The sequence below is a fragment of the Rhodopseudomonas sp. B29 genome (genome assembly GCF_000333455.1).
In the GTDB taxonomy this organism is placed as follows: Bacteria; Pseudomonadota; Alphaproteobacteria; order Rhizobiales; family Xanthobacteraceae; genus Rhodopseudomonas.
The window spans coordinates 1-1201 of the sequence record NZ_BADD01000161.1 but is presented as its reverse complement, the minus strand read 5'-3'; the positions used below and the strand labels follow the sequence as shown (position 1 = coordinate 1201).

At 61.6% G+C, this 1201-nt stretch carries 1 protein-coding gene and 1 pseudogene; both read right to left on the bottom strand.

Annotated features, from left to right (window positions below):
• Positions 1–287 (bottom strand): annotated as a pseudogene (locus I5M_RS05785) (IS110 family transposase); the annotation flags it as partial.
• Between the two features lie 208 nt (positions 288–495).
• The coding region (locus I5M_RS05780; RefSeq protein WP_022720534.1) for an AMP-binding protein at positions 496–1201 on the bottom strand (706 nt) is incomplete at its 5' end.

The window sequence follows — 1201 nt, the reverse complement described above, 5'->3', positions numbered from 1 at the left end:
CAGGCCTCGCACGCGCCATCGTTCTTGTTACGGCTGACGTAGGGTTTGCCGTGTTGCGGCGCGAGTAGCTTCACCGTATGGCCGAGCCCGCTGAGGGTCCGCGCCAGATGATGCGATGCACCGCAGGCCTCGATCCCGATCGCTGTTGGCGGCAAACCTGCGAAAAACGCCAGCATCTGACTGCGCCGCAGCTTCTTGCGCAGTACCACGCGCTCGTCGGCGCCGACCCCGTGCAGCTGAAAGAAATGCTTCGACGTATCCATCCCAATGCGGATAATCTCGTTCACGGACGGCTCCCTCGTTTGAAGTTTGCAACAACCTCAATCTGGCACAATGCGATGCCGTCGGGGGCCGTCCACCCCATCACCCCTGCCATTGTTACTTAAGCACAAGTTCGCGGTCTCTGCGCATCCGTCGCGAGTCCAGGGAGTATGGATTCCGGGTTCGCGCTACGCGCGCCCCGGAATGACGAAGGCAAATTCAGTGAACTAATCACTACGCCGTCTTCATCGCCTTGAGCCCGAGCTTGCTCTCGACCTTCTCGCGCATGATGAACTTCTGGATCTTGCCCGTCACCGTCATCGGGAATTCGTCGACGAATTCGACGTAGCGCGGGATCTTGTTGTGGGCGATCTGGCCTTGGCAGAAGGCGCGGACATCGTCGGCGGTGAGCGTTTCGCCGGGGCGCAGGCGCACCCAGGCGCAGAGTTCTTCGCCGTAGCGGTCGTCGGCGACGCCGAAGATCTGGACGTCCAGGATCTTGGGGTGGCGATACAGGAATTCCTCGATCTCGCGCGGATAGAGATTCTCGCCGCCGCGGATCACCATGTCCTTGATGCGGCCGACGATATTGCAGAAGCCTTCGTCGTCGATGGTGGCGAGGTCGCCGGTGTGCATCCAGCCGGCGGCGTCGAGCACCTCAGTGGTCTTCTCGGCCTCGTCCCAATAGCCGAGCATCACGCTGTAGCCGCGGGTGCATAGTTCGCCGCGCTGTCCGCGCGGCACGATGCGGCCTTCGAGATCGACGATCTTGACCTCGACATGCGGATGAATGCGGCCGACCGTCGACACGCGCCGGTCTTCTGGATCGTCGACCGCGCTCTGAAAGCTGACCGGAGAAGTCTCGGTCATACCGTAGGCGATCGTTACTTCGCGCATGTTCATGCGTTCGTTGACGCGGCGCATCACTTTGACCGGGCAC